This window comes from Streptomyces sp. NPDC006687 (assembly GCF_040636215.1).
In the GTDB taxonomy this organism is placed as follows: domain Bacteria; phylum Actinomycetota; class Actinomycetes; order Streptomycetales; family Streptomycetaceae; genus Streptomyces.
Map to the genome: position 1 here is coordinate 278209 of NZ_JBEYJJ010000003.1, position 22879 is coordinate 301087.

The window sequence follows — 22879 nt, forward strand, 5'->3', positions numbered from 1 at the left end:
CCCGTTCGTACCGCTGTTTCTCGTCACCGATCGTGAGCGCATGAGTGCAGTCCGCAGTGGGGTCCGTCGCGGTGACCTGTGCGGGGAAGGGCCCGGGAAACGGCCGAACACGCCCCCCGGACGCGATCGGCGTGGGGCCGGTGGGGCGTGCGGGAGGCGGGCGCCCGGCGCCGGGGTGTTCAGCGGGTGGGGATGGACCGGGGGGCGTAGAGGTCCAGGAGCCGGGTGCGCGTCTGCTGGAGCCGTACCGCGAGGATCCGCCCGACCCAGTGGCCGACGGCCGAGCCGAAGGCGGGGTCGGCGTCCATGAGCATCCGCACGGCCTGGGCGTCGAACTCGTGGGCCCGTACGGGGGTCATCGCCTCGGCGCTCAGCTGCCAGGTGTACGGGGGGAACAGCCAGGACCAGCCGACGAGCTCCCCGGGGCCGAGGCTCTCGACGGTCACCGCGCCCCGGTGGCCGCCGGAGGGGACGGGCACCTCCAGGGTCACCGTGCCGGAACGCACGATCCAGAAGGCGCGCGCCCTGCCGCCCTCTTCGAAGATCCGGGCACCCTCGGGGAAATTGACCTCACGGGCGGAGGACATCAGCCGGCCGCGGTGCTCGGCGGACAGTACGGCGGCGATCCGGATGGGGGAAGGTGTGCTCACGACGGCCTCCGTTCAGACCCCCCGCAAGCTTCTGGTCCCCCCAGTGTCGCCGACGCGGGCCCGATCGCGGCATACCCCGGGCCGGGTCCCTGCGGCCGCCGTCCCCCGCGCCCTCCCGCCGGGTGGTCCGGGCGCCTTCCCTCCTGGGCGACCGGCCGGTAACTTGTCCGCCGCAGCCGCCCGGACGGGGCGGCCGGACCGGTTGGGTGGCGGATGAAGAGCCTTGTACGGGTGCTGCTGAGCGTGCTCCTCCTGACGGGCGGCGCGGTCCTGCCGGCGGCCGCCCCCGCCCTGGCCGCCGTACCGGCCGTACCGGACTCGCCCGGAACTCCGGAGGCCGCCGGCCCGGCGCCCTGGACACCCCCGCTCTCCACCCGCGGCCGGTACATCGTCGACGCCCGGGGCGAGCGCTTCCGCCTGCGCTCCGGGAACTGGGACGGGGCCCAGGGCTCCTGGAACGGCTCCGGCGACCGCGACGACCCCGCCACCCACCACGCGGGCCAGGACTCCCACGGCATCCCCCTCGGCCTGGACCGGGTCCCGCTGGCCGCCCTGCTCGCCGACTTCCGCGCACTCGGGCTGAACAGCGTCCGGCTGCCCTTCTCCAACGAGATGCTCCACACCGGCACCCCCGTCCCGGACGCGGCCGTCGCCGCCAACCCGGCGCTGCGCGGCCGCACCCCGCTCCAGGTCTACGACGCCGTCGTGGGCGCCCTCACCGACGCCGGCTTCGCCGTCATCCTCAACAACCACACCGGAACCACCCGCTGGTGCTGCGGCCTCGACGGCAACGAGCGCTGGAACAGCACCCGTTCCACCGCTCAGTGGGCCGACGACTGGGTCTTCCTGGCCCGCCGCTACCGCGACAACCCGCGGGTGGTCGGCGCCGACCTCTACAACGAGGTCCGCCGCGACACCTGGGACGACCCCAACTGGGGCCTCGGCGACGGCCACGACTGGCAGGCCGCCGCCGAGGAGGCAGCCGACCGCATCCTGACCGAGGCCAACCCGGACCTGCTCATCGTCATCGAGGGCATCAACTGGACGGGCATCCCCGCCGACGGCCTCCCGCACGGCCGCCCCGCCCTGACCCCCGCCCGCACCCTGTCCCACACCCTCGTCGTATCCAACAAGCTGGTCTACTCGGCCCACTTCTACGGCTACACCGGCCCCCACCACAGCGGCGCCACCGGCCTCGGCGAGACCCATGACCCCCGCTACCAGGACATGAGCCGGGACCAGCTCGAACAGGCCCTCTACGACCAGGCGTTCTTCGTCTCCGCCGAGACCGGCACCCACTTCACCGCACCCGTGTGGATCAGCGAGTTCGGCATCGGCTCCGACGAGACCGGCGCCGCCCCGCGCGCCTGGTTCCAGAACATGACCGGCTACCTGGCCTCCTCCGACGCCGACTTCGCCTACTGGCCCCTCGTCGGCTGGAGCACCACCGCGCAGGGCGCCCCCGGCGGCGACACCTGGGCGCTGCTCCGCTACGACAACACCGGCCGGCGCGCGGGGTCGGGCGTCCCCGACCCCGCCGACTGGCGCACCGCCCCCTGGACCGCCCTGACCACCGCCCCCGGCCGCACCGGCCCCGTCCCCGCCACCCCCTCCTGGTACCAGCTCAGCACCGACCACCGGGACCACACCGCCTCGCTGCTCTCCCGGGCCGCCGGCGACTGGGACCCCGGCGCCCGCAAGGCCGTCTGCCCCGACGGCGCCCGGCTCGCGGGCCTGAGCCACACCGGCGGACGCGGGCTGTGCTCCACCTCCGCCCTGCGCGCCCCGGGCGGCGGCCAGACCGTCGTCCGCGACGAGTCCTCCGTGCCGCCGGGCGGGGACTGGGCCACCGGCTACACGAAACTCCAGTGCCCGGCCGGGCAGTTCCTCATCGGCTACAGCCTGCGCGGCGACCGGGTCTCGGCCGCCCTGTGCGCCCCGGCCGGCGTGCCCCTCGCGGGCTCCGCCCGGACGGTGTGGTTCGACCGGGGCGACGACCGCCCGGCCGGCTCCCCGGGCGGGGACTACGCCTGGGGCCACTTCAAGGGCCAGTGCGCGCCCACCGAGTACGCGGCGGGCATCGCCTTCACCGCCCGGGCGGGCTTCCGCCCCTCCCCGGCCTCCCTGCTGTGCCGGGCACTGCCGGCAGGCTGAGCCCGCGCACAACGACCGCAGGGAAGGCGGTAGTTCGGCATGTGATGGGTCAAGTCCGGTGAGCCGAAAGGCGATCGGGCCTAGGGTGCGCCCGTAACGTCCACGCATACCGAACTGGGGGGTTCATGCGCAGATCCAGAGGGCCGGCCGCCGCGCTCGCCCTGTCCCTGGCCGCCACCGGGGCGGTCGTGGGGCTCGGGCCCGTCCCGCAGGCCGCCGCCGTCACCCCGCCCGTGGCCTTCACCGCCGACGCGCTGCCCACCTGGCAGCCCAACGGCATCGTCTGGGCCCTCGCCGAGGCCGGAGGCACCGTCTTCGTCGGGGGGACCTTCTCCGCCGTCCGCCCGCCCGCGGGCGGCGCGGGCAGCGAGCTGCCGGCGGTGAACTTCGCCGCCTTCGACGCCGCGACCGGAGCCCCGACCTCCTGCACCCTGTCCTTCACCGTCGCCGGCGGCACCGCCACCGTCCGCGCGCTCACCCTGTCACCGGACAAGAAGACCCTCTACGCGGGAGGCTACTTCGGCGCCGTCAACGGCACCCCGGTGTCCAGCATGGCCGCCATCGACGTGGCCACCTGCACCGTCAAGCCGTCCTTCCGCCCCGCCTTCGCGGCCACGGTCCGGGCCATCGCCGTCACCGCCGACACCGTCTACGCGGGCGGCGACTTCCTCACGGTGAGCGGCCAGCCCCGGCAGCGCTTCGCCGCCGTCGCCGCCTCGGACGGCGCGCTGCGCCCCTTCCGGGCCGACGCCGACGAGCCGGGCCGCGCCGTCGAGGTCACCCCCGACGGCGAGAACGTCCTGCTGGGCGGCGACTTCTTCACCGTCAACGGTACGGACACGCACGCGCTGGCCGTCGTCGACTCCGCCAGCGGGTCCCTCACCAAGGGCTACCCCGGCTTCATCGAGACCAACTCCGTGGTCAAGGACATCGCCACCGATGCCACGGGCTTCTACACCGCCAACGAGGGCACCGGCGGAGGCGTCTTCGACGGGCGCATCGCCCTGAACCTCTCCGACTTCGGCCAGCGCTGGCGCGACACCTGCCTGGGCGCCACCCAGGCCGTCCTGCCGTACCAGAACGTGCTCTACAGCGCCTCGCACGCGCACGACTGCTCCAGCGTCGGCGAGTACCCCGACGGCCAGCGCCACCACCTGCTGGCCGAACCCACCACCGGCGTCGGCAAACTGGGCTGGGCGCCCGACACCAACGACGGCGTCGGCGAGGGCATCGGCCCGCGCGTGATGACCGTCGGCTCCCGCAACGGCACCCCGTACCTGTGGGTCGGCGGTGAGTTCACCACCGTCAACGGGGCGGCGCAGCAGAGCCTGACGCACTTCTCCTCCACCGGCGACACGGGCGCTCCGACGGTCCCCGTCGCCAGCGCGGCGAGCATCAGGCCCGGCGAGGTCCAGGTGCGCTGGCGCACCAGCCTCGACCTCGACGACAGCGCCCTCACCTACCGGATCTACCGCAACGGCGCGGCGACCCCGGTCGGCACGGTCACCGCGGACTCGCTGTTCTTCAAGCGCCCGCAGGCGTCCTGGACCGACACCACCGCCCAGCCGGGCCAGTCGTACACCTACCGGGTGAGCGCCACCGACGCGGCCGGCAACGTCAGCGCGCTCTCCGCCCCGGCGAGCGTGACCGTCCCCGCCTCGGCGCAGCCGTACCCCAGCCAGGTCCGCGCGGACGGCGCCCAGCTGTACTGGCGCTACGACGACACGGTCCTGCCGTACGTCGCCGACTCCTCCGACGGCAACCAGGCGGGCGTGCACCACAACGGGCCGGCCCTGCGCCAGAGCCCCGGGGCGGTGTCCGGCGCGAGCACGGCGATCGGCTTCAACGGCACCGACGCGCACGTCTACGGCGACCGCCGCCAGAGCGTCGGCAGCACCTACAGCATCGAGACCTGGTTCCGGACGAACACCACCCGGGGCGGCAAGCTCATCGGCTTCGGCAACCAGCAGACCACCGGCAGCGGTCAGTACGACAAGCACCTCTACATGACCAACGACGGCCGGCTGGTCTACGGGGTCTACACCGGAGCCACCCGCACGATCACCACCGCCGCAGCCTTCAACGACGACACGTGGCACCACGTCGTCGCCACCCAGGGCCCCGGAGGGATGACCCTGTACGTGGACGGCGTCCAGCGGGGCACCCTGAACGTCACCACGCACGAGAACTACACCGGCTACTGGCGCGTCGGCTTCGACAGCCTCGGCGGCTGGCCGGACCGCCCCGCGAGCGAGCACTGGGCGGGCCTGATGGACGAGACGGCCGTCTACCCGACGGTCCTCAGCGCGGCGCAGGTGCAGCGCCACTTCGCCCTCGCCTCCGCCCCCGCCGATTCGACGGTCCAGGTCACCGCGGCCGAGGACACCTACGCCAACGCGGGCGCCCCCGACACCAACTACGGCGGCTCCAGCTCCCTGGCCGTCCGCGGCACCTCCCTGTACACCAGCTACCTGCGCTTCACCCTGCCGGCCGCCCCGGCCGGCAAGGTGCTCACCTCGGCCTCGCTCAGCGTCAAGACCAGCACCATGGCCGGCGCCGGCACCACGGACACCGTCTCGGTCGTCCCCGTCACCGCAGCCTGGACGGAAGACCAGACCACCTACACCAACCGCCCCGGTACGGGCGCTCCCGCGCTCGGCGCCTTCCCCGGGATCCCGGACGGCTCGGCGGTCCACACCGCCGGACTGGACACGGCCGCCGTGGCCGCGGCGCTGGGCGGCTCCTACAGCCTGGCGCTGACCAGCACCGGCACCGACGCCCTGTGGCTGTGGTCCTCGGAGGCGGCCGCCTCGGAGGCGACCCCGCGGCTGACCCTCACCTTCGGGACGCCGTAAGCGGGGCGGGCGCGCCTCACCCTCCGGGGTGGGGCGCGCCCACCTCCAGGAACCGGCGGCCGCGCCGGCCCCGGTAGAGCAGGCAGTCCCAGCCGTGCCGTTCCAGCTCCGCCGCGCAGGCCGTCAGCCGCTCCCGCTCCTCGGCAGCCGCTCCGCTCCCGGGCGGACCGGGCCAGGTGACCTCCACCAGCCCCTCCGCCCCGGCCGCCACCCGGTAGCCCGCCCGGCACCGCCGCCCCTCGGCGTCGACCGCCGACGGCGGGAAACCGGCCGCCTCCAGGACGAGGGCCACGGCGCGCGGCATCATCCGCAGCTCCCACGGGGCGGGCGCGGAGGTCCCGCCCGTCAGCAGGCGGCGGATCTGCAGCAGCCCCTCGTACGCGGTCCGCAGCTCGGCCGCCCGCGCCGGACCCGCCGGTTCCGGGCCGTCACCGGTCGCGGGTTCGAAACCCCGCCCCTGGGGATCCGTCACCACGCCCTCCCTCCGCCGCCTGAGTACGCCCGTGCAACGGCCTGAGTATCCGCGCCGATTCCCCGCCGCGCCGCCGCTGCTGGAATGGGCCGCATGACCTCCGTATCCTCCCGCCCGCGCCTTCAGCGGGTGACCTGCGCCGGCTCCGCCCTCGCCGTGGCCCTCGTACCGCTCGTGGTCGGGGTCCTCGTCGCCAAGGGGACGGGCGCCGACCCGCACGGCCCGGTCAACGCCCTGATGACCGGCGGCGGCCGGCCCGCCGGGCTGCCGCACGGCGAATGGAGCCGGCGCGGACACGCCGCGCTGCGGCGGCTGCGCACGGCCCGCCGCGGCGTCCGCAGCCGGTGCGGGGCCCTCAGGGAACCGGCGGCTCCCGGGCGTCGGTGACCGGGCGCTCGCGCCGGTCAGCGGCCGTACTGGCGGACGCAGAGGTCCACGACGGACGGCGGGAGCGTTCCCTCCGCCGCCTCGCACAGCTCCTTCCCGCGCGCCGGCGCCGCACGGCGCTGCGGCACCGGCTTGGGCGGCCGGGCGCGGCGGGGCGGGGCGGGCTTCGGCGGGCGTGCGGCGGGAGGGCGGCCCTCGCGGGCCGGAGCTGCCGGGGAGGGGGACGGATCGGGCGCCTCGCCCAGGGGGAGCGGAGGGACCACCTCGGGCCGGTCGGCGTCCGGGGCACCGGCGTCCGGGGCACCGGCGGGCGGTGCGGAACCCCGGGCGGGACCCGGGGCGCGGTGCTCCGGGCCGACGGAGACGCAGCCGGCGCTCGCCAGGAGGGCCAGGAGGGAGAGGGGCAGGGCGGCCCGGCGTAACAGCACCCGACCACCATGCCGCAGTCCGGCCCGCCCCGGCCCCGCCGCTCACCCGTCCGGGTGAGGCGACGGCCGGCTCGCAGGCGCGTGGGGGACGGGTCTGCTGGTCCGCCGCCCCCGCTGAGCGGCGCCCGTGGGGCGGATGGAGAGCGGATGGATGGGGCGGATCGGACACCCGGCTTGACCGGAGCCGCCCTGGAGGGAAAGAGTCCGCTCAAGACCGACCGTATGAACCGACGGTATGAACCAACCGTAGAGCCGCACTTCGGAGACGCCTGAGATGCCGATATCCGCCCGCTCCCCGCTCACTCCGCCGCCCCCCGGAGCGGGCCGGATCCCGGCTGCCCGGCGGCGCAGGGCCTGACCGGCGGGTGGGGGCCGGCGCCGCAGCGCCGCACCGGACCCCGACCGTGCCGGGAGACGACCGTGTCCCCACACCCCGATGAGAGCGGGCCCGAGCCCGACGACCGCCTGTTCGTACGCCCGTACGTCGCCGGCCCCGGCAGCCCGCACGGCTCGGCCTACCCCGCCTGGCCCACGCTCGCCGAAACGCCGGAGGAGACGACGCAGCCCCTGCCGCGCGTGCCCTCTCCGTCCCCGGCCGGCCCGGTGGCGGGGGCGCCCCGCCATACGCCTGAGCGGCGCCGGAGCCCGCTTCCCCTGGCCGTCCTCGCGCTGGCGGTGGTGGCCGCCGGGGCGGGCGCGGCGGCGTTCCTGATGAGCGGGCCCGAACCGGAGTCCACCCGGGCCGCGGTCCGCCCGGACCTGGAGCTGCCGGCGCTGCCCGCCCGCAGCCCCGGCGCCGGGGAGCCCGACGTACGCAGCAAGGCCGCCCCCGCGAAGCCCTCGGCCTCCGCCTCCACACGCGGCCCCTCCGCCTCCCCGTCCTCCGCGAAACCGTCGCCGAGCCCCTCGGCCGGCACGAGCCGGCCGGCGAAGCCGGCGGAGTTCGTGACGCTGCGTCCGGGGGACAAGGGGCCCGAGGTCAGAGCCCTCCAGCAGCGGCTCTACGACCAGGGGTTCACCTACGTCCACGTGAACGGGGTGTACGACGGCCAGACCAAGCGCGGGGTCTCCCAGCTCCAGCGCGACCGCGACATCAAGGGCGACCCGAACGGCGTCTACGGCCCGGCCACCCAGGCCGCCTTCGGCTGACCCGGCCACCGGCCCGGCCCCGCGGCCGGGTCACCGCCCGCCGGAGACCCGCAGGACGGCACCGGTGGTGAACGAGGCGTCCGGGGACAGCAGCCAGGCGATGGCTCCGGCGATCTCCTCCGGCTGCCCGGGCCGCCCCAGCGGGGTCGTGCCGGCCGTGCGGGCGGGGCGGCCGGGGTCCCCCATCGTGGCGTGCATATCGGTCTCGATGACGCCCGGGGCCACGGCGTTGACCCGGATCCGGTCCGGCCCCAGCTCCTTGGACAGCCCGACGGTGAGGGCGTCGACGCCCGCCTTGGTCGCCGCGTAGTGCACGTACTCGCCGGGACTGCCCAGGGTGGCGGCCGCCGAGGAGACGTTCACGACGGCCCCGCCGCCCCCCTGCGCCATGTCCCGGGCGGCGCGGCGGCAGCACAGCAGGTAGCCGAGCAGGTTCACCTCCACCACCCGCCGCAGGTCCTCGGTCCGGGCATCGGCGAGGCGGCCCAGCGGGCCGGTCACCCCGGCGTTGTTGACCAGGCCGGTGACGCGGCCCAGTTCGGCCCCGGCGACGTCGAAGAGCCGCTCCACGTCCCGCTCCCGCGAGGTGTCCCCCCGCACCGTCACGCACCGGCCGGCCGCTGCCCGTACCCGCTCCGCGACGGCCTCGGCGGCCGCCTCCTCACGCGCGTAGCCCAGCACGATGTCGTGGCCCTCGGCCGCGAGCCGGACACAGGTGGCCGCGCCGATCCCGCGGCTTCCTCCGGTGACGACGGTGACGGGGCGCTGCTGCATGGGATGGTCCTCCGACTCGTGCCGCGGGGCCGGCTGTGCGGGCCGGCCCCGGCGCAGGCTACAACAGCGGGATGTCCGCTGGACCAGCGCAGTTGCCCCTGGAGCGGCCGCGGGTCGCGCCGCAGGGCGCCGTGTGGTTCGTGGTGGGATGGGTAGGGGATGGCTTCGTTGACGGTTCACCGAAAGGGCACACCCATGTCGCAGGACTCCCAGGACGGCCGGCCCACCATGCGGGCGATGGCGTACGAGAGGTACGGAGGACCGGAGGTGCTGGCCGAGACCAGGCTCCCGGTCCCCAAGGTCGCCCCCGGCGAGGTCCTCGTCCGCGTCCGGTGCGCGGCGGTCAACCCCGTGGACTGGAAGATCATGGCGGGCGGGCTCGACGGCCTGATGGACGTGGTCTACCCGGTGGTGCCGGGCTGGGACGTGTCCGGCACCGTCGAGCAGGTCGGCATCGACGTCCCCGAGTTCGCGGAGGGCGACGAGGTCATCGCGTACGCCCGGAAGGACTACGTGCACGGCGGCACCTTCGCCGAGTTCGTCTCCGTTCCCGTACGGGCCCTCGCGCGCAAGCCGGCCTCGCTCGACTGGCGGCAGGCGGCCGGCCTGCCGCTGGCCGGGCTCACCGCCTACCAGTTGCTCACCCGCCTCGGCACCGGGAAGGACGACACCGTCCTCATCCACGGCGCGGCGGGCGGGGTGGGCTCGCTCGGCGTGCAGATCGCCCGCTCCCTCGGCGCCCGCGTCATCGGCACCGCCTCGCCGCGCAACCACGACCGGCTGCGGGAGCTGGGCTGCGAGCCCGTGGAGTACGGGGACGGGCTCACGGAGCGGGTCCGCGCCCTCGCTCCCGACGGGGTGAACGTCGTCGCGGACTTCGTCGGCGGGGTCCTGGACGTCACCACCGCCGTGCTCGCCGCCGGCGGCCGGCACGCGTCCATCGCCGACCACACGGTCCTCGGGGCGGGCGGCCAGTGGATGTGGGTCCGCCCCCTCGGCGAGGACCTCACGGCCCTGGCCCGGCTCGCGGACGAGGGCCGCCTGACGGTCACGGTCGCCGAGACCTTCCCCCTGTCCCGCCTGGCCGAAGCCTTCGCCCTCAGCCAGGAGGGCCACACGGCCGGAAAGATCATCGTCGAACCCTGACGCACCCGCGGGCCAGGTCGTCTCTTTCGGGTCTTGTCGGTCAGGCCCGCGTCGTTCCCCCAGCTACCGCTGGGAGGTGCCCCCAGGTGCCGTGCGTCGGCGCCTTGGCTGGGCGCCGCCGTACGGCGCGTACTTGGTGCCCGGCCGAGGCGGCGAGGTGCGGTGCCGGGCGGCGCGGGTCAGGCAGGATCCGGAAGAGACGGCCTAGAGCAGGTCCGGGACCTCGCCGCCGTCTGCCCAGGTCACCTCCACCCCCGGCAGGGTCGCCGCCCACGGGGCCGTGAGGGCGGCCAGGGCGGTGGCCGGGGGCGGGGTGGTGCCGAGGCCCACCGCGTAGCGGGCCGAGGTCGCCGAGCGGTCGAAGGGGCGGGGCCAGGCGTGGGCCTCCGCGATGCCGGCCTCCTCGAACGCGGCCAGCAGAGCCCGCAGCCGCCCGCGCGCCCGGCCGAGGTTCTCCTCGAACTCCCCTGCGCCGTCACCCCGTACGGTCACCGCCGCCCACGCCGCGTGCCGGCGGTGCAGCGGGGGCGCCGTCAGGATCCCGGCGAGCCCCTCCGGCTCCGCCTCCAGCCGCTCCCAGGCCCCGTACAGCTCACGGACCATCAGGTCGCGCATCCCCGGCTGCACTTGGGACGTACAGCTGCGGACCGGAGCCGAGGGGGTCAGGACGGTCACCGGCGCAGCGGCCGCAGGGGCGGCGGCCGACAGGTCCAGGGACACCGGCTCGCGCCAGTCCCAGGCCGCCCAGGTGCCGAAGAACTCCCGCCGCAACTCCTCCGGCGACCGGTCCCCGGCCTCCCGCACCGTCCGCGCCGCCAGCACGGCCCAGGCCAGCCCCGGCAGGCCGCCGAAGGGCGCCGAGTCCAGACCCCGGGCCCGCGCCCATGCCTTGACCTCCCGCGCCAGCCGGGCGAAGGCGGGGTGCCGGCCGCCCACCGACTCCCGTACGGCCCGCGCGTCGGAGAGGGCGCTCAGCGCCGCCGCCGCCGCCTCACCGAGCTCGGCCCGCCGCTCCACGGCCCGCGCCGGGTCCAGCGCACCGGCTCCGACGACGACCAGGTCCACGTCCAGCCCCGACGCGCGCAGCCGCAGCCCCGGGACCCGTGCCCCCGTCACCTCCCGCAGCCGCTCGGCCTCCGGCAGCGCGGCCGCCACCCGCGCCCGCACCGCCCCGGCGTCGGCCGCACCGGGCAGCACCGCCACCAGGTCCAGGTCGGCCCCCGGCAGGGCGCACCCCATCGCCCGCGACCCGGCCTCACGCACCATCCCCTCGGGCAGCGCCCCGGCGAGCCGCGCCATGACCGGTTCGGGGAGGTCCCCGGACCCGGCCGGTCCGGGGAGGCCGCCGGACGCCGCCGGGTCCGTCCAGTGCCAGGTTCCCGTGCCCAGCTCCACCACCGCGCGGACCCGCATCGGGCCGTCGCCCCGGCGGGACACGACGGCCAGTTCGGCGACGCGGGCCGTGCGCGGGGCGGCCGGGGCGAGACGTTCGGCGCAGTCGCGTTCCGCCTGCCGGGGGTCCCGGCTGCGGCCGAGGGTGAGGTGGGGGGTCCAGTCGGCGGAGCGGCCCCGGCAGGCGGGGAAGCGGGAGGTCAGGGCGCGCCGGAGGGACTGCCAGGGGGCGGCGCCCTCCTCGCCGGAAGCCGGGTCCAGCCACAGGACGGCGTCCTCGCGCCGGCCGAAGGAGTGCACCCCGTCCAGCCGGGCCGTGAACGGCCGTATCCCCGCCGCGGCCTGTGCCAGCAACGGCAGCGCCCGCTCGAAGGAGGACTCCGGTACGAAGCCGAACAGCAGGGTGACGTGCGCCGGCCAGCGCTCCACGCCCGGGTCGTGCGCCCGGCGCAGCTCCGCCACCGCCGGATCGTACGGCGCCAGCCAGACCACCGCCGTCCGCACCGTCGCCGGTACGCCGGGCAGCGCGTCGGCCTCCTCCCGCGTCCCGTATTCCACGGTGGCCTCCACCGCGAAGTGGTCGGAGGCGAACAGGCCGTCCGGGCCGGGGGAGTCGCCCCGCAGCGCGGCCTCCCGCACCCGGGCCCCGGCGGCGGAGGACAGCAGGATGCGGTCCAGCCGGGCGGCCCGGCCCGTCAGGGAGCCGACCGCGGCCAGCGGATTGGCGCCGGGGTCGAAGGTGGGCGTGTCGTCGCCCGGGCCGTGCACCTCGTTCCAGGCGTCCCGCAGCCCCAGCGCGGGGGCCGGCCCGGCGGCCCCGGAGCGGCCGTCGTTGAAGTCGCCGAGCAGCGCCAGCCCGGCGCCGATCCCGCCCAGCCCCCCGGCGAGCCGGGCCAGTTCGGCCTCCCGGCGGACGGCGCCGTTCTCGGAGTGGTCGCTGCTGAGGTGTGTCGCGGCGACGACCAGGGGGCCGCCGGCGGTGTCCACGGTGACGGCGGCGACGGCCTTGTGCGGACCGAGCAGGTGCAGCCCCGCCTCGCGCACCGGCAGCCGGCTCAGGAGCAGCAGCCCGCTGTCCGCCACGTCCGCCCCGCCCGGATCGGTGCCCAGGACGTACCCGGACCGCACCCACGGCTCGGCCAGCAGCAGGGCCAGCAGGGCCGGCTCCACCTCCTGCAGGGCGATCACGTCGGCGTCGGCCACCGCCAGTTCGGCCAGCAGCATCGGCCGTCGCCGGGCGGTGGCGATGCGCGGGGCGTCGTACCGGTCCCACAGGGTGTTCCAGGTCAGCAGCCGCACCCGCGCCGGGGGGCAGGCGGCCGGATCTGACGGGAGGGGCCGCCAGGCGCCGCCCTGCGGGTCCCAGGCGTGCGGGGTGCGGGCGGTGAAGAAGGGCTCGGGCAGCAGCCGCGGGCCGCGGACCCGCCCGGCCCGCGTCGCGTCCAGCCGGTCCAGCCCGCCGGCCCGGTCCCACACCAGTTCCCCGTCGGCCTCGACGAACAGCACCCGGTGCCAGGGGATCTCCCCGCCCGGCACGAACGAGGGCAGCGGCACCCGCTTGGGCGCGGCCCCGCGCTGGAGCAGGCCGAGGGTGAACCGGGCGGGATCGAAGCGGGGGTCCCAGACGACCTGGTGGTAGAGCTGCTCGCTGGTCCGCATCAGAGTTCCTCCCCCTCGCCGGCCGCCCCGAGGGAGCCGGCCACGTCCTCCACCGTTCCGGCCGCCCCGACGTACCAGGTCCGGTGCGCCGAGCCCGGGTAGGGCGGGCTGAACCGGCGCAGCTGCGCGGCCAGTACGGCCTCCGGCACCGGATGCGGCCGCACCGCGTTGCGCCGCAGCAGTTCGGCCTCCCCGACGAGCGCCACCACCCGGGTGACCAGCGCGTCCCGGCGCCGCGCGACGGCCCCGGCCAGGCCGCGCTGCTGCTCCGTCAGGGAGGTGGCGTCCCACACCACCGTGCCCCCGGCGGCCAGGGCGCGGTCGAGCCGCTCCAGTCCCTCGCGCAGCACCTCGGGATTGGCCCGCTGGTCGGCGCGCGCGCCCCGGGCCGCGCGCAGGTCGTCCAGGGCGATGTACGCGTCCACTCCGGGCAGGTTCCGTGCGAAGGTGCTCTTCCCGCTGCCCGAGGGCCCGCACAGCTGCACCAGCCGCGGGTACGCCGCCCCGTCGCGCCACCGCCAGGTCGCGGCCTCGGCCTCCTGCGGGGTGGACAGGGCGCCCCGCCCGAACGCCTCGCGGGCCTGCGCCCAGCAGCGGTCGGCGGCGTCGGGCTCCAGGCCGCCGAGGGCCTCGCGCAGCCCGGCCCGCAGGGGGCCCAGCGGGTCCGGGCCGAGCAGCCCGGCCTCCTCGGCGCACAGCGCGGACCACTCGGCGTACTCCCTCTCCTCGGCCGTCGCGCCCGGAAGCGCCGCCGCCAGCGCGTGCAGCACCCCGAGGTCGGCGGACGACGCCAGCCGGACCAGCCCCGCGCGCCGCTCCTCGTCCGGGTAGGGCCGGCGCAGCAGCGGGTGGAGCCCCACCAGGTCCGCCACCCGCCGCGCCGTCCGCATCCCGAGCGGCCCCGCCGCCAGCCGGGCCCCGAGGACGGCCCGGGGTTCGTGGCGCAGGGCGGCGGCGAGGACGCCGGCCAGCCGGGCCTCGCCGGTACGGCCGGCGCCGTCGAGCCGCGCGGCGACCGCCGCCACGGCCCGTTCGTCCTCGGGGCCGGCCGGGGCGTCCGCCCCCACGGCGGCCAGCAGCGCGCCCGTGTCGGGCTCCGAACCCGAGCGGACGTCCCACAGCGGGGCGGCGGGGCCCAGCCCGTTCACGACCACGGGCGCGTACATCCAGTGCGTGTCGGTCTGCACATGCCCGCCGCGCACCCATTTGGCCACGCACCGCCCGAAGTCCGCGCGGCTGAAACCGGCCGCCGTCCGTACGACGTACCCCTCCTGCCGGGAGGTGTCGATCCGCAGGCGGCGCAGGGCGCGCTCGTCGTAGACCCCGCGCCAGAGCACCCGGGGTGCCGGGACGCCGAGCCCGCGCAGGAAGCGCACGGTGCGGTCCCAGTCCAGGCAGTGGTCGTCGGCGTCCCACACCGAGAACCCGTAGAACCAGCTGTCGAGCGCGTCGTAGCCGAGCGAGTGGCGGGCGTACACGTTCTCCCCGCACACCCGCCAGCCCGCCGGGATCCGGGGCCCGATGCGGCCCTGGAGGCCCTTCACCCAGGCGCGGGAGGGGTGGTGGCCGGAGTCCGGGGAGCGGGCGTGCAGCCCGTCCGCGTACAGGGTGGTGTTCTCCCCGTCGAGCTTCTCGGTGACGACGACCTCCCGGCCGGCCAGTGCCGCCGTCCCGCCGGCGCGCAGGTCGTCCGCCGTGGTGCCCGGGGACCACGGCAGGTGCGCGGTGCGGGGATAGGGCGTGCGCATGGACGGCTCCTGCTCGGGGGAGGGGGAAGGGCGTCCGGTCACTGTAGGTAGCCGGCGCCGGTGCCACCACCCATTTCCTCCAGGGTGGACCTATCGGCAGAGGGCCACGATCGCCGGGTCCACGCGGCCCTTGGCGGCCTCGCACAGCGCGGACATGTCGTACGAACGCCTCGGCGCGGGCCGGGGCGCGCTGCGTACGGGTTCCCGGGTGCGGGGCTCGACCGCGGGGGCCGGCCGGGCGGGGGAGCGGCGCGGCCGGTGGTCCTCGGAGCGCTGCCGGGCGGAGGCGTCGGGCCGCCGCGGCCCGGTCTGCGGCTGCGGGTCCGCTTCCCCGGCGGGCGGTACGTCCTGCGGGTCCGCTTCCCCGGCGGGCGGTGCGTCCTGCGCATCCGGCGCGGGCCCCAGCGGGAGCGCGGGGGCCGCCGGCGGCCGTGGCGTCCCGGCCGGCCGGGACGCGGCGGGCTCCCGCGCGGGAGCTCCGGCGGGCGCCGGCGGACGGACCGTCACACATCCGGCGGCCAGGAGGAGGACGGCGACCCAGAGCGGGAGGCGGAGGCGCGACGGCATCCATCCACCCTGCCGCACCGGAGCACCGTCCGGCGCCCCCGCTCACACGGACGGGTGAGTGTGGGGACGCATACGTGGTCGGACCAGCGACTTTCACATCGCCAGCCCGCACGACGGACCGTATCAAGATCCACATAACGGGCAAATAAGGAAGACCGGGAAGGTATGCGGGGGGTAAAGCCGGACCGTTCCCGACCACCCGCCGCGCGCCGTAACCCCGTGCTCGCGCCCGCTGTTGCACAGGCGGCGGACCCACCCACGGTGAACGGAGTGCCCATGCCCCAGCTGACCGACGACCCCGGACGGGCGGGCACATGGATGACCCCGGCGGAATACGGGGCCTCGCGCGCCGCCCTGTGGGCCGCGGCGGTGGTTCTCGTCACCGACGCCGACGGGCGGGTCCTCGTCCAGAGCGTCGACTACCGCCCCGACCGGCTGCTCCCCGGCGGCGCGGTCGACGCCGGGGAGGCCCCCGCGGCGGCCGCCGCCCGTGAGGTGCGCGAGGAACTCGGGGTCGAGGGCCGCTACCCCCGCGGCCTCGCCGTGGACTGGATCCCCGCCGACACCCCCGGCATCCCGCCCGAGATGGGCTTCCCCGGCGAGATCCTCCACGTCTACGACGGCGGCACCTGGAGCTCTGAGCGGATCCGCTCCATCCGCCTGCCCGCCCAGGAGATCACCGGCATCGACTTCGCCGAGCCCGCCGACCTGAGCACGCTGATGGAGCCGGGCGACGCCCGCCGCGCCCTGGCCGCCCTCCGGGCCCGGATCAACGGCTGCGGCCCCGTCCTGCTGGAGGACGGCCGTCCCACCGCCCCCACCGCCCTCGACCGGCTCGGGGTCCTGCGCACCCGGCGCGTCCCGCAGCACGGCACCTGGCACCCCGGCCCCGTCCCCACGCACCTGCCCGTACGCGGACACTCCGGCTGGCTCTTCGCCCCCGACGGCCGGGTCCTGCTGCTCATCGCCCGCGCCACCGGCGCCGCGTACCTGCCCGCCCCGAAGGCGGAGCCCGCCGTGGCGGCCCTGCCCCTCGGCTACCGGTACGCCGACCGGGCCGCCCTGGCCCGTACGGCCGCCCGCCTCACGGGGCTCGCCCCGGCCGGCGACCCGGCGTACGCCCGGCTGCTGGCCACGCCGGAGCAGGTGCGGGAGCTCAGCGACTGGGGGCCGGCCGGCCATCAGGAGCTCGCGGCGGTGCACGCGGCCCGCGCCCAGCTCGGCCTCCCCCTCCCGCCCCGCACCCCGCCCACGGACCTCCCCGAGCAGGGCCTGCGCTGGTGAGCGGCCCGCGAGGGTGACGGCCGCCGCCCCGCCCTCACGGCCCCCGGCCCCCGGGCGGCTCGGGGGGTCGTGTGGAATGGGGGTATGGGGAGCAGTGAGACACAGACGGGCGGGCTGCCGGGGGGCGCCCGGGAGACCCCGGCCGGGCGGCCGGCACCGCAGGACCGGCGGCCGCCCGCCGGACAGCCGGAGGCGGCCCCCCGGCACGCCGCCCCGGAGGCGGCTCCCGCGCAAGCGGCCCCGCAGCCCGAGGCGCCCGACCGCTGGCGGTACGCGCGCCACCTCGACCGCCTCGCCGTCGCGGGGGCGGCCGGTGCGGCCGGGGAGGCCGGGGCGGTGGCCGACGTGCTGCGCGACTTCGACCCGGTGATGGCGCAGAGCGCCGTCGTCACCCACCTCGACCGCCGCGCCGTCCGGCTGCCGGCCGATGCCGCGTTCGGTGACTGGGCCCGCGCGCTGCGCCCCGTACTCGAGGGCCACGCCTTCCCGGCGCGCCGGCTGCGCGAGTGGACCCTGCTCAAGGCGCTGACCGGCGGCGGCAGTTGGTCCGCCGCCGAACTCACCGGCGCCTCCGACTGGTGTCAGCGCACCGCCGTCCAGTCGCAGGTCTGCGACGAGGCCCTCGCCCTGCTGGCCGCCTCCGCCCGGAGTCGCCGCGTCCGCATAGCCGCCGCCCGGCGGCTGCTCCGGCGCGCCGCCCCCGGAAGGGAATGATCAATACGCGGGAGTTCTCGCCATACGGCTGTTCGGGGGTTTAAGGTCTGGTTACCCGGCCGGGTATCAGCGTTGAACCGATGCCATTCCGCTGGAGGATGACTCTCCGTGTCGCACGTTTCCCAGGCTCCCGTCACCGTCGACGTCGAGCCCGCACCGCCCGCGCCCCGTTCCTTCGACGAGGTGAAGGGCTGGTTCTCGGCGAACGACCAGGTGCTCTTCGACTGGTTCCTGGCCCGCCAGAACGACACCGGAGAGGCGAAGGGCGACCTCCTCGAACTGGGCGCGTTCATGGGCAAGAGCGCGATCTTCCTCGCCCGGTACCTCAGGGAGGGCGAGGAGTTCACCGTCGTCGACCTCTTCGACTCGCCCGCGCCCGACGACGACAACCTCGAAGAGGTGCGGGAGTCCTACCCCACCCTGACCCGGCGCGGGTTCGAGGCCAACTACCTCGCCTTCCACGAGGAGTTGCCGACCGTCATACAGGCGCCGACCTCCGTCGTGGCCGACCGGGTGCGCCCCGGCAGCTGCCGCTTCATCCACATCGACGCCTCGCACCTGCACGAGCACGTGGTCCAGGACATCGCCTCGTCGAAGCTCGTGGCCGCCCCCGGCGCCGTCGTCGTCTTCGACGACTACCGCTCCGAACACTGTCCCGGCGTCGCGGCCGCGGTCTGGGAGGCGGTGGCCGTCGGCGGCCTGCGGGTGATCGCCGTGTCCGGCCTCAAGCTGTACGCCACCTGGGACGATCCCGAACCGCACCAGGCGGCGCTGCGGGACTGGCTGGACGGCCGCCCCGGCCTGTGGCACGGCGTGGACATCGTCTGCGGGCGCCCGCTGGTGCGCGTCGGGGACCACGGCGTGACCGCCCCGCCCGCCCCCGAGCCGCTCCACGCCCCGGCCGAGCCGGAGAAGCCGGCCGCGCCGGTGACGCCGCCCGCGCGCAGGCCCGCGCCCCGGCCGGGAGCCGCCTGGCGCAAGCTGGCCAAGGACCTGCTCCCGCCCGTGCTCACCCGCGCCATCGTCACCGCCCGGCGGCGCCGCGCCTGAGGCCCCCGGGGGTGTCCGGCGTCAGGGCCGGACACCCCCGGACCGCCGGAGGCGCCTACAGCCCCTTGCGGACCCGGGCCGCGCGGCGGGCCTCGGCCGCCTGGCGGGCCTCGATCGTCTTACGGGACTCCTTGCCCCGGCCCGTCCGGCCCGGGCGGGTACCGAGCCCGCGGAAGCCCAGCTCCGTGCCGCTCGGCCGCCCCTTGGCGTCGGTCGGCAGCGCCCCGGACAGTGGGACCCCGGAAGGCTTGCGCGCGCCGGTGATCCGGCTCAGCGCCGCCTCGCCCGAGCGCACCTGGGTGATGGTCGGCCGGATCTTCGCGTCGGCCATCAGCCGGACCATGTCACGCCGCTGGTGGGGCGTGACCAGGGTGACGACCTTGCCGGACTCTCCCGCGCGGGCGGTGCGCCCGCCGCGGTGCAGGTAGTCCTTGCTGTCGGCCGGCGGGTCCACGTTGACCACGAGGTCGAGGTCGTCGATGTGGATACCGCGCGCCGCGACGTTCGTCGCGACGAGGACTGTCAGCAGCCCGTCCTTGAACTGGCCGAGGGTCTTCGTGCGCTGCGGCTGGGACTTCCCGCTGTGCAGGCCCTCCGCCCGCACGCCCATGGCGCGCAGGTGCTTCACGAACTGGTCGACACCGTGCTTGGTGTCCAGGAACATCAGGACCCGGCCCTCGCGCGCGGCGATCTCGGTCGCCGCCGAGACCTTGTCCGCCGCGTGGATGTGCAGCACGTGGTGGTCCATCGTGCCCACCGAGGCGGACTGCGGGTCCACCGAGTGCGAGACGGGGTCCTTGAGGTAGCGGCGCACCAGCTGGTCGACGTTGCGGTCCAGGGTGGCCGAGAACAGCATCCGCTGCCCCTCGTGGTGCACCTGGTCCAGGATCTCGGTGACCTGCGGCATGAACCCCAGGTCGCACATCTGGTCGGCTTCGTCCAGCACCGTGATCCGCACCCGCTCCAGGTGCACGTCACGCCGCTTGACGAGGTCGCTCAGCCGTCCCGGAGTGGCCACCACGACCTCGGCGCCGCTGCGCAGCGTCCCGGTCTGGCGGCCGATCGACAGCCCGCCCACGACGGTGGCCAGGCGCAGGTCCAGGGCCTGCGCGTACGGGGTCAGCGCCTCGGTCACCTGCTGCGCCAGCTCCCGCGTCGGGACGAGGACCAGCGCGATCGGCCGCTTCGGATCCGCACGCCGGCCCGCCGTGCGGGCCAGCAGGGCCAGGCCGAAGGCCAGGGTCTTGCCGGAGCCGGTGCGGCCCCGGCCGAGGACGTCGCGGCCCGCGAGAGCGTTGGGCAGGGTGGCCGCCTGGATCGGGAAGGGCTCCCGCACCTCCTGGGCGGCCAGGGTCTCCACCAGCTCAGGGGGCAGCCCGAGTTCGTCGAACGAGGCCACCGGGGGCAGGGCCGGGGTGCCCGTCCGGGGCATCGCGAACTCGCCCTGCGGGCCCAGGGTCCGCGGGGTCTTGCCGGCGCCGGCCCCGGCCTTGGACCGGGAACCTGCCGGCGCCCCGGCCTTGATGCCGAAACGCCCGTGAGCTGACGGGTTCTTCATGCAGAACCTTCCGTGAGGAGGACGAGGGGGGACGGAGCGAGGGCGGGGTCCGCAACGGCGACGAGCCGGGGTCCGTACCCGTCGGTACGGTCCCCGGCTCGTCGTACGCGTCCGCACCGGGCGAAAGCGCCCCGCGCCTGAAGTCTTCCGCCCATTTTACCAGCGGCCTCCCACCCCCGCGGCAGGGTCGGCCGGATGTTCGATCAGCCCCCGGTTGGCGGCGTCCCGGGTGTGGCGCGCGGGACGGGCGGGAAGGATCGGGACGGCCGCGCAGGCGGCCCGAGCGGAACGTCGAGTAAGGATCAGTACCGATGGCAACAGGCACCGTGAAGTGGTTCAACGCGGAAAAGGGGTTCGGGTTCATCCAGCAGGACAACGGCGGCCCCGACGTGTTCGTGCACTTCTCCGCCATTCAGGCGCAAGGCTTCAAGTCCCTCGACGAGAACGCCCAGGTCGAGTACGAGGTCACCCAGGGGGCCAAGGGCCCGCAGGCGGAGATGGTGCGCTCTCTCTGACCGCGCCCCGCACACCCCGTGCGTGACAGCGTGCCCCCGCCGGCCCGGCCGGCGGGGGCACGCTGCGTCACTCCCTCCCCGGGGCCCCCTCCCGTACGGTGATCGCCGAGACGGGGCAGGCGCGGGACGCCTCCCGGACCAGCGGGCTGCCGTGGCCGTCCTCGCGGCCCGGGAGCACCTCGCTGAGGCCGTCGTCGTCCTGGGTGAAGACCTCGGGGGCGGTCAGCACGCACTGGCCCGCGCCGATGCAGACGTCCCGGTCCACGGAGATCCGCATGCCGCTCACCACGCCACCGGCAGCTCGACCATGCCCTGGATCGTGTCCCCGGGCTTGAACGGGATCGTCTCCGGGTCGGCCGCCAGGTGCAGGCCGGGCAGCCGGGTGAAGAGGGTGCCCAGGGCGATCTCCATCTCGGCGCGGGCCAGGTTCTGGCCCAGGCACTGGTGGATGCCGAAGCCGAAGGCCAGGTGGCGGTTGGCGGGGCGGTTCCAGTCGAGCGCGTCGGGGTCCTGGAACACGGCCTCGTCGCGGTTGATCACCGAGGTGGAGAAGACCACCCCGTCGCCCGGCCGGATCACGACCCCGCCGGCCTCGATCTCCTCGGTGGCGACCCGCAGCATCCCGTCCGCGATCGACAGGAACCGCATCAGCTCCTCCACCGCCCCCGGCAGCAGGGAGGGGTCGGCACGCAGCTCCGCCAGCCGCTCGGGGTGGCGCAGCAGGGTAAAGGTGCCCAGGGAGATCATGTTGGCGGTGGTCTCGTGCCCGGCGATCAGCAGGATCGCGGCCAGGGAGACCAGCTCCTCGACATCGGTGTCGCCGTTCTCCAGCCGGGTCACGATCAGCTCGTCCAGCAGGCCCTCGCCGGGCTCGGCGCGCTTGCGCAGGATCAGCTGCCGCAGATAGTCCTGAAGCCGCGTGCGGGCGTCCTCGACGTCGGCGGGCGCCGGGCCGCGCAGCAGCCGCCGCGACTGGGCCTGGAAGAACTCGTGGTCCTCGTACGGGACGCCCAGCAGGGCGCAGATCACCATGGAGGGCACCGGCAGGGCGAAGGCGCTGACCAGCTCGGCCCGCGGGCCCTTCGCCACCATCGCGTCGATCAGCCCGTCCACGGTCTCCTGGATCCGCGGCCGCAGGGCGTTGGCCCGTTTGACCGAGAAGCTGGGGATCAGCATCCGGCGCTGGGTGTTGTGGACGGGGTCGTCCTCCCCGAGCAGGGCGGTCCGCTGCCGGGTGATGCCCTGGAACCGGGCGGTGGGGATCGGGAAGGACTCACGGGTCCGGTCGGTGGAGAGCCGCCCGTCGGCGAGCAGGGCCCGCGCCTCGGCGTGGCCGGTGACCATCCACACGGTCCGGCCGTCGAAGAGGCTCACCTGGGTCAGCGGCCGGTTCTCCCGCAGCGGCTGGTACGCGGCCGGGGGGTGGTAGGGACAGGTGCGGTCCTGCGGGAAGGGGACTGCTGCGGCGGGCAGGGTTTCGGACATGGAGAACAACACCTCGCAAGGATGGTTCCGTCTCGCCGGAATCCATTACATGCCTCAGGCACCTATCTTCCCTATGCCACTTTCGGCCAGCCTGCCCGAGTTCACCCTCAGGAGCGCGCCCCCGGCTCCGCGCCGCCGGCCCGGACGCCCGCCTCCTCCAGGAGGGTGCGCAGCCCCTCCGGCGTCATCGGGCCCTCGTGGGTCGCCACCGCCTCGCCCGCGCGGAGCAGGACCACGGTGGGGGCGCCCGTCACCCCGTAGCGGCGGGTCGTCTGCGGGCAGCGGGTGATGTCCGTACGGACGGCCGTCAGCCCGGCGCCGTACTCCCGCGCCAGCTCCTCGACGACGGCGTCCATCGCCCGCGAGGCCGCGACGGCCTTCGGCCAGGTGCCGGTGAAGTAGGCCAGTACGGGGCCGCCCCGCGCCATCCCGGTGATGAACTCGAATTCCTGGTCCTCCAGGGGACGGTGTACCCGGTGGATCATGCGCGGTGCTCTCCTCGGACAAGTGGTCTCAGCTCACCGTCAGCCTAGGCCGCGCGGCGGCGGGCCCGGTTGTCAGTGGCGCCTGTGATCCTGGGCGCATGGACCTCAGCACACCGCGCCGCAGGGTCTACGGCGCCGATCACGACGACCCCGATCCGGGCCCCCGCCCCGGGCGCGCCTACGGCGAGCTCGTCGGCGGCCCCCTCGACGGGCTGCTCCTCGACGTCACGGGCTGGAGCCCCGCCCGGCTGGCCGAGGAGGCCCGGCTGCCCACCGAGATAGGCCGCTACGGGCCGGGCGGCCGCGCCCACTACCGCCGACGCGCCGCGGACCCGGCCCGCTGGGACTGGTCGGGGGACAGCAGGTAGGAGTCCGCGGCGCCGGTTTCGCCGGAAGGGCCCGGTTCG

Annotated in this window: 21 protein-coding genes; 10 read left to right on the plus strand and 11 right to left on the minus strand. The window is 75.9% G+C overall.

All coding sequences use genetic code 11. From position 1 onward, the window contains the following. Window positions 1-179: 179 nt before the first annotated feature. Window positions 180-650: a cyclic nucleotide-binding domain-containing protein gene (locus tag ABZ716_RS05705; protein WP_358814355.1), complete on the minus strand. Its 471-nt coding sequence runs from the start codon at window positions 648-650 to the stop codon at window positions 180-182. 213 nt (window positions 651-863) lie between these two features. Between ABZ716_RS05705 and ABZ716_RS05710 the strand changes: the two genes are divergently transcribed. After that, complete coding sequence (locus ABZ716_RS05710; RefSeq protein WP_358956836.1) at window positions 864-2804, plus strand: cellulase family glycosylhydrolase; 1941 nt, start codon at window positions 864-866, stop codon at window positions 2802-2804. A 125-nt stretch (window positions 2805-2929) separates the two neighbouring features. After that, window positions 2930-5659: a DNRLRE domain-containing protein gene (locus ABZ716_RS05715; protein WP_358956839.1), complete on the plus strand. Its 2730-nt coding sequence runs from the start codon at window positions 2930-2932 to the stop codon at window positions 5657-5659. Window positions 5660-5675: 16 nt separating this feature from the next. On the opposite strand, the gene ABZ716_RS05720 is transcribed toward ABZ716_RS05715, so the two are convergent. Then, a complete protein-coding gene (locus ABZ716_RS05720; RefSeq protein ID WP_358956842.1) occupies window positions 5676-6131 on the minus strand; it encodes a hypothetical protein in 456 nt (151 codons plus the stop codon). Between the two features lie 93 nt (window positions 6132-6224). On the opposite strand from ABZ716_RS05720, the gene ABZ716_RS05725 reads away from it, so the two are divergent. Next, entirely contained in the window at window positions 6225-6518 is a 294-nt protein-coding gene (locus ABZ716_RS05725) for a hypothetical protein (protein WP_358814351.1), read from the plus strand. 17 nt (window positions 6519-6535) lie between these two features. Here the strand turns inward: ABZ716_RS05725 and ABZ716_RS05730 are convergent, their stop codons facing one another. Next, window positions 6536-6946 carry a hypothetical protein gene (locus ABZ716_RS05730; protein WP_358956845.1) on the minus strand — a complete coding sequence of 137 codons (411 nt, stop codon included), beginning with the start codon at window positions 6944-6946 and terminating at the stop codon, window positions 6536-6538. A 420-nt stretch (window positions 6947-7366) separates the two neighbouring features. On the opposite strand from ABZ716_RS05730, the gene ABZ716_RS05735 reads away from it, so the two are divergent. Then, window positions 7367-8095, plus strand: a complete 729-nt coding sequence (locus ABZ716_RS05735; RefSeq protein WP_358956848.1) for a peptidoglycan-binding domain-containing protein — start codon at window positions 7367-7369, stop codon at window positions 8093-8095. Window positions 8096-8125: 30 nt separating this feature from the next. Here ABZ716_RS05735 and ABZ716_RS05740 read toward each other — a convergent pair whose 3' ends face one another. Further along, the gene (locus ABZ716_RS05740) at window positions 8126-8869 is read right to left on the minus strand and encodes a glucose 1-dehydrogenase (RefSeq protein WP_358956851.1); all 744 of its coding nucleotides are present in this window, start codon (window positions 8867-8869) and stop codon (window positions 8126-8128) included. 228 nt (window positions 8870-9097) lie between these two features. On the opposite strand from ABZ716_RS05740, the gene ABZ716_RS05745 reads away from it, so the two are divergent. Further along, the gene (locus tag ABZ716_RS05745; protein ID WP_358814383.1) at window positions 9098-10015 is read left to right on the plus strand and encodes an NADP-dependent oxidoreductase; all 918 of its coding nucleotides are present in this window, start codon (window positions 9098-9100) and stop codon (window positions 10013-10015) included. Between the two features lie 204 nt (window positions 10016-10219). Here ABZ716_RS05745 and ABZ716_RS05750 read toward each other — a convergent pair whose 3' ends face one another. From ABZ716_RS05750 to ABZ716_RS05760, 3 genes are all read right to left on the minus strand, one after another. Beyond that, on the minus strand, window positions 10220-13066 hold the full coding sequence (locus tag ABZ716_RS05750) for a poly(A) polymerase (protein WP_358956854.1): 2847 nt from the start codon (window positions 13064-13066) through the stop codon (window positions 10220-10222). Then, entirely contained in the window at window positions 13066-14814 is a 1749-nt protein-coding gene (locus ABZ716_RS05755) for an RNA ligase family protein (protein ID WP_358956857.1), read from the minus strand. Before ABZ716_RS05755 ends, ABZ716_RS05750 begins: the two co-directional genes overlap by 1 nt. A gap of 90 nt (window positions 14815-14904) precedes the next feature. Beyond that, window positions 14905-15381 (minus strand): hypothetical protein, encoded by a 477-nt coding sequence (locus ABZ716_RS05760; protein WP_358956859.1) that lies wholly within the window; start codon window positions 15379-15381, stop codon window positions 14905-14907. A 276-nt stretch (window positions 15382-15657) separates the two neighbouring features. Here ABZ716_RS05760 and ABZ716_RS05765 point away from each other — a divergent pair, with 276 nt between their 5' ends. The 3 genes from ABZ716_RS05765 (at window position 15658) to ABZ716_RS05775 (ending at window position 18429) form a co-directional block, all read left to right on the plus strand. Then, the gene (locus ABZ716_RS05765; RefSeq protein WP_358956861.1) at window positions 15658-16665 is read left to right on the plus strand and encodes an NUDIX domain-containing protein; all 1008 of its coding nucleotides are present in this window, start codon (window positions 15658-15660) and stop codon (window positions 16663-16665) included. A gap of 84 nt (window positions 16666-16749) precedes the next feature. After that, window positions 16750-17379 carry a hypothetical protein gene (locus tag ABZ716_RS05770; protein WP_358956863.1) on the plus strand — a complete coding sequence of 210 codons (630 nt, stop codon included), beginning with the start codon at window positions 16750-16752 and terminating at the stop codon, window positions 17377-17379. A gap of 108 nt (window positions 17380-17487) precedes the next feature. Beyond that, window positions 17488-18429 (plus strand): class I SAM-dependent methyltransferase, encoded by a 942-nt coding sequence (locus ABZ716_RS05775; RefSeq protein WP_358956865.1) that lies wholly within the window; start codon window positions 17488-17490, stop codon window positions 18427-18429. 55 nt (window positions 18430-18484) lie between these two features. Here the strand turns inward: ABZ716_RS05775 and ABZ716_RS05780 are convergent, their stop codons facing one another. After that, window positions 18485-19861 carry a DEAD/DEAH box helicase gene (locus ABZ716_RS05780; RefSeq protein ID WP_358957087.1) on the minus strand — a complete coding sequence of 459 codons (1377 nt, stop codon included), beginning with the start codon at window positions 19859-19861 and terminating at the stop codon, window positions 18485-18487. Window positions 19862-20298: 437 nt separating this feature from the next. Between ABZ716_RS05780 and ABZ716_RS05785 the strand changes: the two genes are divergently transcribed. Then, window positions 20299-20502 carry a cold-shock protein gene (locus ABZ716_RS05785; RefSeq protein ID WP_351890785.1) on the plus strand — a complete coding sequence of 68 codons (204 nt, stop codon included), beginning with the start codon at window positions 20299-20301 and terminating at the stop codon, window positions 20500-20502. 67 nt (window positions 20503-20569) lie between these two features. On the opposite strand, the gene ABZ716_RS05790 is transcribed toward ABZ716_RS05785, so the two are convergent. The 3 genes from ABZ716_RS05790 to ABZ716_RS05800 form a co-directional block, all read right to left on the minus strand. Then, entirely contained in the window at window positions 20570-20779 is a 210-nt protein-coding gene (locus tag ABZ716_RS05790) for a ferredoxin (RefSeq protein WP_351890787.1), read from the minus strand. Window positions 20780-20784: 5 nt separating this feature from the next. Beyond that, complete coding sequence (locus ABZ716_RS05795; RefSeq protein ID WP_358956867.1) at window positions 20785-21987, minus strand: cytochrome P450; 1203 nt, start codon at window positions 21985-21987, stop codon at window positions 20785-20787. A 107-nt stretch (window positions 21988-22094) separates the two neighbouring features. Further along, entirely contained in the window at window positions 22095-22472 is a 378-nt protein-coding gene (locus ABZ716_RS05800) for a thioredoxin family protein (protein ID WP_358956870.1), read from the minus strand. Between the two features lie 98 nt (window positions 22473-22570). Between ABZ716_RS05800 and ABZ716_RS05805 the strand changes: the two genes are divergently transcribed. Beyond that, on the plus strand, window positions 22571-22840 hold the full coding sequence (locus ABZ716_RS05805; protein WP_351890794.1) for a hypothetical protein: 270 nt from the start codon (window positions 22571-22573) through the stop codon (window positions 22838-22840). The last annotated feature ends 39 nt before the right edge of the window (window positions 22841-22879 follow it).

What these genes read in the sequence shown, in the direction of transcription:
- ABZ716_RS05795 (WP_358956867.1), bottom strand. Translation starts at nt 21,987, where the DNA reads ATGTCCGAAACCCTGCCCGCCGCAGCAGTCCCCTTCCCGCAGGACCGC.
- ABZ716_RS05710 (WP_358956836.1), top strand. Translation starts at nt 864, where the DNA reads ATGAAGAGCCTTGTACGGGTGCTGCTGAGCGTGCTCCTCCTGACGGGC.
- ABZ716_RS05785 (WP_351890785.1), top strand. Translation starts at nt 20,299, where the DNA reads ATGGCAACAGGCACCGTGAAGTGGTTCAACGCGGAAAAGGGGTTCGGG.
- ABZ716_RS05725 (WP_358814351.1), top strand. Translation starts at nt 6,225, where the DNA reads ATGACCTCCGTATCCTCCCGCCCGCGCCTTCAGCGGGTGACCTGCGCC.
- ABZ716_RS05750 (WP_358956854.1), bottom strand. Translation starts at nt 13,066, where the DNA reads ATGCGGACCAGCGAGCAGCTCTACCACCAGGTCGTCTGGGACCCCCGC.
- ABZ716_RS05755 (WP_358956857.1), bottom strand. Translation starts at nt 14,814, where the DNA reads ATGCGCACGCCCTATCCCCGCACCGCGCACCTGCCGTGGTCCCCGGGC.
- ABZ716_RS05770 (WP_358956863.1), top strand. Translation starts at nt 16,750, where the DNA reads ATGGGGAGCAGTGAGACACAGACGGGCGGGCTGCCGGGGGGCGCCCGG.
- ABZ716_RS05760 (WP_358956859.1), bottom strand. Translation starts at nt 15,381, where the DNA reads ATGCCGTCGCGCCTCCGCCTCCCGCTCTGGGTCGCCGTCCTCCTCCTG.
- ABZ716_RS05805 (WP_351890794.1), top strand. Translation starts at nt 22,571, where the DNA reads ATGGACCTCAGCACACCGCGCCGCAGGGTCTACGGCGCCGATCACGAC.
- ABZ716_RS05790 (WP_351890787.1), bottom strand. Translation starts at nt 20,779, where the DNA reads ATGCGGATCTCCGTGGACCGGGACGTCTGCATCGGCGCGGGCCAGTGC.
- ABZ716_RS05715 (WP_358956839.1), top strand. Translation starts at nt 2,930, where the DNA reads ATGCGCAGATCCAGAGGGCCGGCCGCCGCGCTCGCCCTGTCCCTGGCC.
- ABZ716_RS05780 (WP_358957087.1), bottom strand. Translation starts at nt 19,861, where the DNA reads ATGCCCCGGACGGGCACCCCGGCCCTGCCCCCGGTGGCCTCGTTCGAC.
- ABZ716_RS05800 (WP_358956870.1), bottom strand. Translation starts at nt 22,472, where the DNA reads ATGATCCACCGGGTACACCGTCCCCTGGAGGACCAGGAATTCGAGTTC.
- ABZ716_RS05745 (WP_358814383.1), top strand. Translation starts at nt 9,098, where the DNA reads ATGCGGGCGATGGCGTACGAGAGGTACGGAGGACCGGAGGTGCTGGCC.
- ABZ716_RS05765 (WP_358956861.1), top strand. Translation starts at nt 15,658, where the DNA reads ATGCCCCAGCTGACCGACGACCCCGGACGGGCGGGCACATGGATGACC.
- ABZ716_RS05740 (WP_358956851.1), bottom strand. Translation starts at nt 8,869, where the DNA reads ATGCAGCAGCGCCCCGTCACCGTCGTCACCGGAGGAAGCCGCGGGATC.